Annotated in this window: 11 protein-coding genes; 3 read left to right on the top strand and 8 right to left on the bottom strand. The window is 37.5% G+C overall.

Features of this window, described 5'->3' with window-relative positions:
• The first annotated feature begins 243 nt into the window (after positions 1-243).
• Complete coding sequence (locus IM793_RS23845) at positions 244-924, top strand: DUF1080 domain-containing protein (RefSeq protein WP_193425888.1); 681 nt, start codon at positions 244-246, stop codon at positions 922-924.
• Positions 925-1,077: 153 nt separating this feature from the next.
• Here IM793_RS23845 and IM793_RS23840 read toward each other — a convergent pair whose 3' ends face one another.
• From IM793_RS23840 to IM793_RS23825, 4 genes are all read right to left on the bottom strand, one after another.
• Positions 1,078-1,437, bottom strand: coding sequence for a DUF2809 domain-containing protein (locus IM793_RS23840; protein ID WP_193425886.1), 360 nt, complete (start codon positions 1,435-1,437; stop codon positions 1,078-1,080).
• 101 nt (positions 1,438-1,538) lie between these two features.
• Positions 1,539-2,765 carry a 2-oxoglutarate dehydrogenase complex dihydrolipoyllysine-residue succinyltransferase gene (gene odhB, locus IM793_RS23835; protein ID WP_193425884.1) on the bottom strand — a complete coding sequence of 409 codons (1,227 nt, stop codon included), beginning with the start codon at positions 2,763-2,765 and terminating at the stop codon, positions 1,539-1,541.
• Positions 2,766-2,839: 74 nt separating this feature from the next.
• Positions 2,840-5,635, bottom strand: coding sequence for a 2-oxoglutarate dehydrogenase E1 component (locus IM793_RS23830; protein ID WP_193425882.1), 2,796 nt, complete (start codon positions 5,633-5,635; stop codon positions 2,840-2,842).
• A gap of 187 nt (positions 5,636-5,822) precedes the next feature.
• On the bottom strand, positions 5,823-7,097 hold the full coding sequence (locus IM793_RS23825; RefSeq protein WP_193425880.1) for a DASH family cryptochrome: 1,275 nt from the start codon (positions 7,095-7,097) through the stop codon (positions 5,823-5,825).
• A gap of 171 nt (positions 7,098-7,268) precedes the next feature.
• Here IM793_RS23825 and IM793_RS23820 point away from each other — a divergent pair, with 171 nt between their 5' ends.
• Positions 7,269-8,171, top strand: coding sequence for a TIGR01777 family oxidoreductase (locus IM793_RS23820; RefSeq protein WP_193425878.1), 903 nt, complete (start codon positions 7,269-7,271; stop codon positions 8,169-8,171).
• A 220-nt stretch (positions 8,172-8,391) separates the two neighbouring features.
• Complete coding sequence (locus tag IM793_RS23815) at positions 8,392-9,687, top strand: deoxyribodipyrimidine photo-lyase (protein WP_193425876.1); 1,296 nt, start codon at positions 8,392-8,394, stop codon at positions 9,685-9,687.
• Here IM793_RS23815 and IM793_RS23810 read toward each other — a convergent pair.
• From IM793_RS23810 to IM793_RS23795, 4 genes are all read right to left on the bottom strand, one after another.
• A complete protein-coding gene (locus IM793_RS23810) occupies positions 9,684-10,697 on the bottom strand; it encodes a hypothetical protein (RefSeq protein WP_193425874.1) in 1,014 nt (337 codons plus the stop codon). The genes IM793_RS23815 and IM793_RS23810 overlap by 4 nt on opposite strands.
• Before the next feature lie 148 nt (positions 10,698-10,845).
• The gene (locus IM793_RS23805) at positions 10,846-11,760 is read right to left on the bottom strand and encodes an FKBP-type peptidyl-prolyl cis-trans isomerase (protein WP_193425871.1); all 915 of its coding nucleotides are present in this window, start codon (positions 11,758-11,760) and stop codon (positions 10,846-10,848) included.
• A 3-nt stretch (positions 11,761-11,763) separates the two neighbouring features.
• Positions 11,764-12,255 carry an FKBP-type peptidyl-prolyl cis-trans isomerase gene (locus tag IM793_RS23800; protein WP_227256377.1) on the bottom strand — a complete coding sequence of 164 codons (492 nt, stop codon included), beginning with the start codon at positions 12,253-12,255 and terminating at the stop codon, positions 11,764-11,766.
• Positions 12,256-12,390: 135 nt separating this feature from the next.
• A complete protein-coding gene (locus tag IM793_RS23795; RefSeq protein ID WP_193425869.1) occupies positions 12,391-12,837 on the bottom strand; it encodes an FKBP-type peptidyl-prolyl cis-trans isomerase in 447 nt (148 codons plus the stop codon).
• Between the last annotated feature and the right edge of the window lie 111 nt (positions 12,838-12,948).

The raw sequence follows: 12,948 nt of genomic DNA, 5'->3' as shown, positions 1-12,948 counted from the left end.
AGACGCTAAGACCAGCTTAGGGCACAATGTTATGAAGGATATCGTCATTCCCAACTTGATTGGGAATCGTAATGCCTTGGTAGGGCTTGTAAGTTGCATTAAGATTCCCGCATGCGCGAGAATGACGGCCAGTTGTTGTGATAGATTTCTCCATTCCGTTGCACTCCAGTCGAAATGACGAACCTCCTTACAACGCTCCTGCCATTTATATTTAATATATTTGGAATACAAAAACCAGATATTATGAAATTCTACTATGCCTTTTTACTGCTAGTTACATTAAGTAGCGCATCATTTGCTCAAAAAAGCCTTTTTAACGGAAAAAATCTAAGCGGCTGGCATGTAGATGTACCTGCAATGGACAAAAAACCCGATACGATTAATCCGTTTATAGTGCGTAATGGTATGCTGGTAAGTTTAGGAACACCAGGCGGACATTTAATAACCGATAAAAATTATAAAAATTACCAGTTAACGGTACAATACCGCTTTGCAGGCAAACCTGGCAACTGTGGCGTTTTGGTGCATGCCTCAACCCCACGGGCACTTTACGGTATGTTTCCAAAATCGCTTGAAGTTCAGATGCAACATAAAGATGCCGGCGATTTTTGGTGTATTGAAGAAGACATTACTGTGCCGGATATGCTAGCCAGACGCGGCCCGAAAGAAAAATGGGGTGTAAACGGCAATAAACTGCGCCGGATTAAAAATTTAACAGATGACAGTGAAAAACCTGTTGGCGAATGGAATACCATGATTATTCAGTGTTTAAACAAAGAAGTGAAGGTTTGGGTAAATGGCACCTTAGTAAATTATGGCACAAACTGCACGGCAAGTAGCGGACAGATTGCCCTACAGGCAGAAGGTAGTGAAGTTGAATTTAAACAACTGGATCTGAAACCGATTAAAGCACTCTCTAAATAAGAAATTGCTTTACCTCAATCCTGATTGTTAGTTGGGATTTGCAATCCCGTCTTTTGAGCTAAGGATCAAAAATCCTTAGAAAATGGATTCATTAAAATAACTGTTAAAGTATATTACAATAGGTCCGGATTACAAATCCAGACCAACATCTTATCAATCCTTAAAACACAAACAGATCAGATATCCAATAAAATAAGCAAGCAGATCATAAACAGAAAAATAGGTTCCCAAAACAATACTCCAGAACTTATTATCCTGCAAACCCAACCAATTTACATAATGAACTGCATGTAAAAACTCGATAATAAAAGAGAAAATCAATACACCTAAAGCAAGTCTTTTATTATTGGTAATTAAGAATATTCTAAAGAAGGCATAAATTAATACAACCACTAAAACATCACCACCAAAAGGCCGGATAAATGCATCGTGAAGATATTTAGCGATTAAAATTTCGAGAAGGAATATCGCTAGAAAAATGAAGAGAAATTTTGAGTTGAACGTTAATTTCATTTTTCGGGTATAAAAAAGAAGTCAAGTTTTTCAAGCACATTGGCCATTAAAACTTGACTTCTTTATAATATATAAAGTCCGGATTTATCGGGATTTAGGGTTTAGATACCTAATAATAATCTAGCTGGATCTTCTAACAATTGTTTCACACGAACCAGGAAACCAACCGACTCACGTCCGTCGATAATTCTGTGATCGTAAGATAAAGCAACATACATCATCGGACGGATGACCACCTCACCTTTTTCAGCTACCGGACGCTCAACGATGTTGTGCATACCTAAAATAGCCGATTGTGGCGCATTGATAATCGGAGTCGACATCATTGAACCAAATACGCCACCGTTAGTAATGGTGAATGTTCCACCAGTCATTTCTTCGATGGTTAATTTGCTATCACGTGCTTTTAAAGCCAATTCTAACACCGATTTTTCAATCTGCGCTAAAGTCATACTTTCCGCATTACGGATCACCGGAACCACTAAACCTTTCGGCGCAGAAACAGCGATAGAAATGTCGGCGAAATCATTGTATACCAATTCTTCACCTTCAATACGACCATTCACCGCAGGGAAATCTTTTAATGCTTCGGTAACGGCTTTAGTGAAAAAGCTCATAAAACCTAAACCAACGCCAAATTTCTCTTTAAACTGATCTTTATATTTTCCGCGTAAATCCATAATCGGCTTCATGTTAACTTCGTTAAAAGTAGTCAACATTGCGGTTTCATTTTTTACAGCAACTAAACGTTTTGCAACCGTTCTACGTAATGGAGACATTTTCTCACGACGTTCGCCACGGCTACCTGCAGGAGCAGCAGTTACAACCGGAGCACTTGCTTTTGGTGCTTCTGGTTTTTTACCCGCCTCAGCTTTAACAGCATCATCTTTAGTAATACGTCCATCTACACCAGTACCTTTCACCGCGCCAGCATCAATGCCTTTTTCTGCAAGAATTTTACCAGCAGCAGGGGAAGGAGTTCCAGTAGCATAGCTTTCGCCTGATTTTTCGGCAACTGGAGCCACAGTTTTATCTTCAGCAACAACAGCATTTTCTTCAGCCTTTGGCGCATCAGCTTTCGCTGGAGCTGCACCACCATCTTCAATTTTACAAACTACTGCACCAATGGCTAAAGTATCGCCTTCGGCTGCTATGGTTTTTAAAGTTCCAGCTTGTTCTGCAGTTAATTCGAATGTTGCTTTATCCGATTCTAATTCGGCAATAACTTCATCCATTTCAACAACATCGCCATCGTTTTTTATCCAACGTGATAAAACAACTTCGGTTATCGATTCACCAACAGGTGGAACTTTTATCTCTAAACTCATTTTTGTAATGTTATGTTTTTTTTCTTCTAATAATCATATCAAACGCTATGCGCCAAACGCCTAGCGCAATGCACCTAATCGATCTGAACTAATTTCTTTGTTGCTTTCTTGGCAATATCCTTTACATCCTCGGTAACCGAAACTTCTAAAGCTTTTGCCAAAATATAAGCCTGTTGGTTAGCATGTTGTTTTGCAAAACCCGTAGCCGTGCTGCTGCTCTCTCTTCTCGAAATTACATCAATACCTTTTAATGCGGTTTTGTACAACTTGCGGAACAAATATGGCCATGCCCCCATGTTCTCTGGCTCTTCCTGTACCCAGAAAACTTCCTTAGCATTTTTATATTTCTTCTGGATGGATTCCATCTGATCAATCGGAGTTGGATACAACTGCTCTACACGAACCAGGGCTACATGTTTTAATTTATCAGCCTGTTGTTTCTCCAATAATTCATAGTAAATTTTACCGCTACAGAAAACAATACGTGTTACATCTGCAACTTTAACATTTACATCGTCAATTACCTCTTTAAAACCACCTTCAGTAAATTCCTCTAATTTAGAAACACAAGCAGGGTGGCGCAATAAACTCTTAGGCGTAAATACAACCAATGGTTTACGAAAGTCGCGTTTAAACTGACGGCGTAATACGTGGAAGAAGTTTGCCGGAGTAGTACAATTGGTTACCTGCATGTTGTAATCGGCGCAAAGCTCCATAAAACGCTCAATACGTGCTGATGAATGCTCTGGTCCCTGGCCTTCGTAACCGTGAGGCAATAACATGACCAAACCGTTTTCGCGTTGCCATTTGGTTTCGGCACTTGCAATATACTGATCGACAACGATTTGTGCTCCATTAAAGAAATCACCAAATTGCGCTTCCCAGATGGTTAGTGCATTTGGATTTGCCATGGCATAACCATATTCGAAACCTAAAACACCATATTCTGATAAGTGTGAATTGTAAATATCAAATGCCGCCTGTTGATCTGAAATATTGGCTAATGGTACATATTCTTCCTCGCTGTCTTCAAGTGTTAATACCGCATGACGGTGAGAGAAAGTACCACGCTCCACATCCTGACCGCTTAAACGAACGCGTTTACCTTCTGATAACAAAGTACCATAAGCCAGCTGCTCGCCCATTGCCCAGTCGAAAACATTGGTCTCGTTAACCATTTTACTACGTTCAGCAAATAACTTTTCGATTTTTTTGAAGAACTTTTTATTTGATGGCAAAGCAGTAATGCGTTTACCAATTTCTAACAAAGTAGATTTTTTAACAGCAGTAACAGGTGAAGATTCGAAATCTTTCGGCGTTGCCATACGCAAATCTGCCCATGCACCACCAAATTTAACTTCGGTACTACCTGCAACATATTCTTTTGCTTCGTTTAAGCGTTCCTGCAAAATACCACGGAAATCTTTTTCCATTTCTTTTGCTAAACCAGCTTCCAACTTACCTTCTTTAGTTAACTGATCGATATAAATTTCCCTTGGATTAGGGTGTTTTTCGATTGTTTTGTATAATAACGGCTGGGTGAACTTAGGCTCATCAGACTCATTGTGCCCGAAACGACGGTAGCAAAGAATATCAATAAAAACATCGTTTTTATATTTCTGACGGTATTCCATTGCCAGGTTAATCGCATAAACCAAAGCCTCAGGATCATCACCATTAACATGGAAAACCGGAGATAAAGTTACTTTAGCAATGTCAGTACAATAGGTACTGGTACGGGCATCTTTATAATTGGTGGTAAAACCAATCTGGTTATTAATTACCAGGTGAATGGTTCCACCGGTTTTATAACCTTCAAGACCTGCCATCTGAATTACTTCATATACAATACCCTGTCCGGCAACTGATGCATCACCGTGGATCAAAATTGGTGCTAAGCGACTGTTATCGCCACCATATTTGAAATCAATTTTCGAGCGGCTCATGCCTTCTACCACACCATCAACTGTTTCCAGGTGCGATGGGTTAGGACATAAACTTAAGTGAACACTTTTGCCTGAAACCGTAGTAACATCTGTAGAATAACCTAAGTGGTATTTTACATCACCACCAAATGGGGTATCGGGATTGTAGCTTTTACCTTCAAACTCAGCAAAAATATCTTTGTATGTTTTTTGCATGATATTGGCCAACACGTTCAAACGACCGCGGTGAGCCATACCAATCACAAATTCTTCAATTCCCAGTTCAGCACCTTTTTCGATCACTGAATCTAAAGCTGGAATTAAAGCTTCCGCACCTTCTAATGAAAAACGTTTTTGACCCAAAAATTTGGTGCCTAAGAAATTTTCGAAACTTACCGCTTCGTTTAATTTCCGGAGAATACGTTTTTTCTCATCGATTGAGAAATTAGGCGTATTACGTGCACTTTCCATTTTTTGCTGAATCCAGTTCAAAACTTCCGGCGTGCGTAAAAATTTATATTCTGCACCGATAGAGTGTGCGTATGTTTGTTTTAAAAAGGCTACAATATCTTTCAATTTTGCGGCACCGATACCAATCTCCATACCAGAGTTGAAAACGGTTTCTAAATCAGCATCAGATAATCCAAAATTTGCCAGATCTAATGTTGGCAAATGTTTACGTCTTTCGCGAACCGGATTAGTGTGCGTAAATAAGTGCCCGCGGCTACGATAGCCATCAATCAGGTTTAAAACATTAACTTCTTTTAGAAATTGTTCAGGCGTTTCTGCCGTTACTGCAGGAGCCTCCGATCCTCTTCCAAAATCAAAACCTTCGAAAAATTTCTGCCAGCCAAATTCAACAGACCCGGGATCTTGTTGATATGATTGATATAAAGACTCTATATATTCGGCGTTTGCGCCATTAAGATAAGATAATTTATCCATTATTAACTGTTTACTATAAGCATTACAAAATTAGAATTTTACCTTATATAAATGGCAAAAATCTCGATTAAAATGAGAATTATTGAATGTGAAAATTATTGAATGAGAGAATGATAAAAATACCACTTTTATTAACCGATAAAATTTCAATTCCATCATTCAACACTCAATCATTCAATCCTCACAACTATGATGCCCAAGTTAAGGAGTAATTGCCTTTTGGATCCAGGTTTTTGATATTTTTATCAAGATCGAAAACACTTTTTGATTTCTGATCATTACCTACACCGGCTATATTAGCCCAGTTACCCCAATTACTTGCAGGATTATAATCAATCAATTTTTCTTCAAAATACGCTGCGCCAAAAACCCAGCTTACTTCTAAATTATTGATCAGATATAAGGCAGCGGTTTGTCTGGCAATGTTCGAGATGAAACCGGTCTGATTTAGTTCCGTCATCACCGCATCTACCACAGCAAAACCTGTTTGCGCATTCTTCCACTTGCTAAAGTTATCCTGCTCGTTCGCAATATCAATCAAGCCCTGGCTGCCAAAACCATCCGGACTAAAAAACGTATTGCCGTATTTTTTGAACATAAAACGGAAATAATCTCTCCACAGCAGGCCTAATAAAATATGATTGAACATGGCTTTAGTGTTAGGTATACCTTCCATCTTTTTAATTTCCCAGTACACTTTACGAGGGGATAAACTACCCATGGCTAACCAGGCTGATAATTTCGAAGCCAGGATTAAGTTTTTAGTGGTTGCAGCCTGTTGCATGGCTACAATCACCTTTTGAAGATGAGCCAAACCTTCGGCCTCGCCACCCACAAATTCAAAATCGGAACGTTGATCCTTTTGTTGAGGTATAAGATTAAGGTCTGCTAACGAGGATAATGTACCCCAATCAATCACTTCAGCTACATTAATCCGATCAGGTGCCGCAAAACAAGGTTTAATAATCGAATCGCGCTCAATTTTCTTTTTAAACTGATTAAAGGCATCAGGAATATCCTTGATGGGAAACGGCAGGTCCTCTTTATTGTACAAGGTGTGACCGATAAAATGTTTAAGGTTGACACGTAATTTCCAAAGTGCATTTTCTACCAAAGTTGAAACATGCGTTTCTTCGCGTGCTACTTCCCGATGATGGTAAACTTCGGTAATCTCATATTCCTGCACAAGCTGAGGAATAATATCTTCGGGATTGCCTTCAGCAATCAGCAGGTTTCCTCCAATCTGTTTTAAAGCAGTGCGTAATCCTAAAACACTTTCTAAAATAAACTGTGCTCTAATGTTACCTGTTTTTAAGGTACCGTATTTTGTTTCGCCAAAAGAACGGCGATCGAGAATGTAAACAGGCAAAATCGAATCAGATTTAGCAATCGCCTCGACCAGCATTTCATTATCATGCAAGCGAAGATCATTTCTAAACCAGACTAAAATTTTTTTGGACATCTTTTATCGAAAAGGGGTGCAAGAACACGTTTACAAATTTATCTTATTTTTCTTCTTCATCAAACCCCTAAATAATTCTTTACAAATAGGTAACAAAAGAATTAGAACCAAATTAATACCGTTTTAAATGAAGCCGTAAAAACCCTTTTGTATCTTTAGTGTTTTAAAAAGATGGCTAAGAAAATTCTGATTACCGGGGCTACAGGACTTGTGGGTACTGAACTGAAAAAGCACTTGCTTAGCAAGGGTTATGAGGTGAATACACTTTCCCGAAAGAAAGATAAAGATGCGAATAATTTTGTGTGGGATGTTTATAAAGGAACTATTGATGCTGATTGTTTAAATGGCGTAGAAGCCATTATCCATTTAGCAGGGGAACCGGTTGCTGATAAAAAATGGACTGACGAACGCAAAAAACAGATCATTGATAGCCGCGTAAAATCGACAGAACTACTCTTCAAAACCATTAAATCTAAACCTGATCATCAGCTAAAATCTTTCATTTCTGCTTCGGCAGTTGGTTTTTATGGCGATTGTGGTGATGAGATTTTAACAGAAGAAAGTCCAAATGGTTATGGATTTTTGGCAGACTGCTGTAAACTTTGGGAAGATGTTGTAGATCAGGGCAAAAAATTGAGTCTCCGGATTGTAAAACTCCGGACCGGAATTGTTTTAAGTAATCACGGCGGCGCTTTACCACAACTTGACAAACCTGTTAAGTTATTTGCAGGAGCGGCTTTGGGCACTGGCAAACAATGGACGCCCTGGCTACACATTAATGATATGGTAGAAATGTATATCGAAGCCATCGAAAACCTAAAAACGGAAGGCTGCTACAATGCCTGCGCTCCTTTTCCGGTCACCAATAAAGCATTAACTAAAGCTATTGCCAAACAGCTTCATCGTCCGGTCTGGCCGATCAAGGTACCTAAAAAAGCATTGGAATTATTACTGGGAGAACGTGTTGAAGCCGTTTTGATGAGCAACAACACCTCTGCACAAAAGATTTTAGACGCAGGATTCAAATTTAAATTCACACATTTGGAGGATGCTTTGAAGGATTTGTACAAATAATTTAACTGGTTAATTTTTCAAAGTGGTTAATTGTTATATTGCTTAATTGTTCTATTGTTAATTGCCCATTGAGAACTGTATAGATGGCTAATCGGTTAATTGTTCAAATTAGTTAATTGACGCTGCATGCTTAACGCGAAACCAGATTAATTGTTAACTGCAAACCGCTAACTGCCAATTATAAACCATCTCAAAAAAAATTACAACTTTAAAATTACACATGACTTCAATATCCATTCTCTGGTTCCGCCGCGATTTACGTTTAGCAGATAATGCCGCTTTATATCATGCCCTAAAAGGCGATTATCCAGTATTACCACTTTTCATTTTTGACAAGAATATATTGGATAAACTGCCTAAAGATGATGCCCGTGTAACTTTTATTTACCAAACCATTGAGGATTTAAAAAAAGAACTTCAGCAGCAGGGGTCAGATTTACTGGTAAAATATGGTGAGCCTGAAAAGATATGGCCCGAAGTTTTAAAGGAGTACAACGTTAAGGAAGTTTATACCAATCACGATTATGAACCTTATGCCCGCGAACGCGATGATAACATGGCGGAGTTTTTAACCAGCGAAAAAATAGCCTTCAAAACATTTAAGGATCAGGTAATTTTTGAAAAGAACGAAATCTTAAAAGCTGACAAAACGCCTTATACCGTTTTTACCCCTTTCTATAAACAATGGCATGCCAAACTGAACGATTTTTATCTAAAGGCTTATCCTACTGAAAAATACTTCAAAAATTTATTACAAACCAAACATCTGCCGCTCCCAACTTTAACCGAAATGGAATTTGAGAAGAGTAAGTTGGATTTTCCTAAAATCAGTTATAAAAGTAAACTCGATAATTACGCAACAGAACGCGATTTCCCTGCACTTGATAGCACTACACGTATCGGCCTGCATTTGCGTTTTGGAACATTAAGCATTCGGGAAGCAGTTAAAGATGCATTGGAAGCAAAATCAAATGTCTGGCTTTCTGAATTGGCCTGGCGGGAATTTTATATGACCATTCTTTGGCATTTCCCCTACTCGGCTTTCGATTCGTTTAAAAAACAATATGATAAAATTAAATGGCGCAATAACGAAACCGAATTTAAAGCCTGGTGTGAGGGAAATACTGGTTATCCTATTGTTGATGCCGGGATGAGGCAGCTCAACGAAACCGGCTGGATGCACAACCGCGTACGCATGATTGTGGGCAGTTTTTTAACCAAACATTTATTGATCGATTGGCGCTGGGGAGAAACCTATTTTGCAGAAAAGTTATTGGATTATGAAATGGCGAGTAATGTTGGCGGCTGGCAGTGGGCCGCCGGATCAGGGAATGATGCAGCGCCTTATTTCAGGGTTTTTAATCCTGAACTCCAGACTAAAAAATTCGATCCCAAATTCGGATATATTAAAAAATGGGTACCAGAATTTGGCACAAAAAAATATGCCCAACCAATAGTTGAGCATACTTTTGCAAGGGAAAGGGTTTTAAAAGTTTTTAAAGAGGCGTTGAGTTAGAAAATTGGAGTATTTGGAACCCCACCAGAGCTAAAATGACCTGAACCACCAAAACCAATAACATCGTCAGTTGTGGATATCATATCAATTATGACCGGACCATACACTCCTTGAATACCATAACTTGGTAAATTATAAGTGTAAGTTATCGGGTCAATAACAGGGATTCTTCTAACGGTACACAAATAATTAAGATTACTAAAATAATAGTCCGTTTCATTTGTTCTCCAGCCACCAAAGGTTTTCTTTAGTTCTTGACGAGAAGTACAATAGTATCTAGATAAAGGAATTAAAGCTGAAGGTGTTCCATCCGAATATGATCTAGGAGTTCTATCTACCCATAAATCCACAAACAACCTTCTTTTCCCATCTTCGTTATAATATAAGGCAGATTTTATTGTACTTGAGGTAGTTGCACCCAGCACTATCTCACTTTCTGTAACCGCAACTCTTCTGGATATGTTCGATACTATGATCCCTTTAGAGGGATCAGTTTTCAAATTAGTTAATTCAGATTCCTTTTTATGACTACCAGTATACGAAACCATCTTTTGATCCTTCGTATAAACCGTAGTTACATCACCAATCTTAACCTCTCCATTTACATTGGTAAATAGCGCAGAAAGCGGAGTGCCAAATTTATGTGTCAAAGAGCTATCAGATTTAATTTCTATAATATTGGAATATTTATTCTTAAAATTATCAAATGACTCACTGGTATTTACATTTTCATATTCCTTAGTTATTTCCAGATAAACATCACTGTAAGATTTAAAATTTGCTAATTCTTTTGGCTTAGCTTTAAAATTTTCTGGCTTTACCAAAATATTAACCAAAGAGTCGAAAGCTTTTTGATCTCTAAATTTTAGATAGCCATTTTCAACAATTACGGCATTTGTTAAAAGTTTTTCATTTAAACTTTCAACGCTTGTATCCTTTTTACAAGAAGCGATTGAAATAGCACCTAATAATGGTAGTATTAAGCAGCGAAAATTAATTTTGTTTTTCATATTATAATTGTATGTTTTCCCTTACCCGGCAAACATACAACTAAAAATTAAGTTATTAATACATTTGGTTAATTTTTAAAATAAATGACAAAAAAATATGCCTAATGATTCATTAGGCATATTTGCAAAGAGAATTTAAATTACTTATCTAATTTGTAACCTTTACAATTTCAATATCGAAATCTAAAATTGCATTACTTGGAATCCCAGTACGTCCACCTGAACCATAGGCCAAATCAGACGGAATGAACATTCTAAATTTTGCACCAGCGGTATATTTTCTAGTAATATTTTTCCATCCTTGAACTCCAATGCCCGCAAAAGTTGTAGAAAAAGTACCATCGGTAGATGAATCAAAAACGGTACCATCTAAAAATCTTCCAGTATATTTATAAACTACAGTGCTTTCATCGCTAATTGCATCAGTACCCGTACCAACAGTATTAGTAATATAATAAACACGAGTGGCATCTTTAGTTGCTGTTAAATTTTTAGTAGCTAAAAAGCTTTGGATCTTTGAATCATCAAATAACCACTGCTTATGGTATGGATAAGTTTTAATTATAAAATCAAGATTTTCATTTGAAGGAATTGGCCCTACACCATTCCTACCAAAGCCTAGATATGATGGCAACAAAATCCTGGCTGTACCTCCTGGTTTTAATTTAAGCACAGCTGTTCTTAATGCGGGTATATTATAGGTAATGGTTGTTGATAAAGCCGATTGAAAAAAGCTATTTAAATATCCAACATATGTACCCAAGTTACCGTTTGCCGGAGACTGAAGATAAGTTGTTCCACTCGCCATAGATTTAACTGTTACATCATACAATACCGAATCTGTATTTAAGAAAAACGAACCATCAGTAGGGTTTGTAACCTGATAATAAAATCCTGTTTTAGCAGAATCAGGCTGCATTTGAGTCAAATTGTTTTTCGATATATATGACTTTATAGCCTCATCATCAACAGTTTGAGCAGTATCATATTCTTTTTCGCAAGAGCTGAAAACTACAGTAGCCAGTAAAAGTGCAAATAGGCCTAGTTTAGTAAATTTGTTCATTTATTATTGTACGTCTGTAAGTGTTATTGTAAAATCGAGTATTGAATTTGCCGGAATCAAAGATGAGGGTGATTGTGTTCCATAAGCATAATAAGACGGTATTATCAATCTGATTTTACCCCCTTTTTGTATTTTTTGAATCCCGAATTGCCATCCTAAAATAACATTTCCAAGTTTAAAAGAGATTGGAGTTCCTTTGGAGCTATCGAAAATAGTACCGTTTAATAATCTGCCTTCATAATCTGCAGTAATGACCGTTGAGTTTAGATAACTTACGTTACCTGCCCCAGGAGCTATAATCTGATAAAAAATACCACTTGCATCTTTTGTTGCCGGGATATTATTAGTTGTCACAAAAGCACTTATTGCAGCAGTATCCGTTTTAAATTGAGGTGTAGGATCGTAAGAATCATCAATAGACACATTTTTCTTACAAGCTGCAAAGCACCCTGCAAGACATAGCAATAAAATAATATGTTTAAACTTAACCATCATCCGCAAAAATAAGCTTTTAATACGGATGCTACAATTTTTAACCTATTTTAACAATTTTAAAGAGTATAAAAAGCAAAGAAGTACTTTCAAAAAATTGATAATCCAAATTTTCTTTGAATTCTTTGGTCTTTAATCTTATTGTGTATTAGACAGCTGTATGGTAAAATCCAATACTGAATTACCTGGGATTGATCCGACAGCTCCGCTTCCATAACCTAGACCTGGTGGAACAATTAACCTGATTTCACCACCTTTTTGGATTTTAGGAATGCCTATTCTCCAGCCTTGTATTAATTCGGCAAGATTAAAGGTCTGCTCTTTGCCACCACCATTATCAAACACAGTTCCGTCTAATAACCTGCCTTCGTATTTGATGGTGATTTTAGTATTGCTTGGGTAAGTAAAAGAACCTGAACCAGGTTTAATGATCTGATAATATAAGCCAGAGTTATCTCTAATGGCATTGATATTATTTTGTTTGATGAAATCAGTAATCTGTTTTTCAGGATCCTCATCTTTTTTACAAGATGAAACTGCAGCTACACATAAAAAGAGTATGGTGAGGAATCTAAATTTAATCATGCGCGAAAATAGGATTTTAATATCATAAAGCTAAAGGCTTATTATTTTTTCAACTTCTGTCATGCTGAGGCACGAAGCATCTTTTTCATCGGTTTAAGATGCTTCGTGCCT

The sequence above is a fragment of the Pedobacter sp. MR2016-19 genome, from assembly GCF_014947265.1.
Lineage (GTDB): Bacteria > Bacteroidota > Bacteroidia > Sphingobacteriales > Sphingobacteriaceae > Pedobacter.
This window is presented reverse-complemented; position numbering and strand designations above follow the sequence as displayed.